General features: G+C 48.8%; 1 protein-coding gene. It reads left to right on the top strand.

Annotated elements, in window-relative coordinates; all coding sequences use genetic code 11:
- On the top strand, positions 1-293 hold a 293-nt coding region (locus MZO40_RS17165; protein WP_252133494.1), incomplete at both ends, for a L,D-transpeptidase.

The raw sequence follows: 293 nt of genomic DNA, 5'->3' as shown, positions 1-293 counted from the left end.
AACACGTACGTCGAAGTCGATAAAGTCAACCAGCATATGTACGTCTACGTTGACGGCAAGCTCAAAGTTTCGACCTACGTTGTCACTGGGAAACCAGGCAAGCACGCCACAACGACTGGTGTCTGGTATATTTGGAACAAGGAAAAGAACGCGACGTTGAAGGGTGACAATGATGAGGGCTCAAGCTATTCACAGCCCGTCTCCTACTGGATGCCATTTGATGACACTGGTGAAGGCATTCATGATTCATCCTGGCAAACCCATTACGGTGGCACTTGGTATAAGAAGCACGG

This window comes from Lactiplantibacillus sp. B652, from assembly GCF_023806745.1.
GTDB classification, from domain to species: Bacteria; Bacillota; Bacilli; order Lactobacillales; family Lactobacillaceae; genus Lactiplantibacillus; species Lactiplantibacillus pentosus.
The sequence above is the reverse complement of the archived record's forward strand: the minus strand, read 5'-3'. Positions and strand labels throughout refer to the sequence as shown.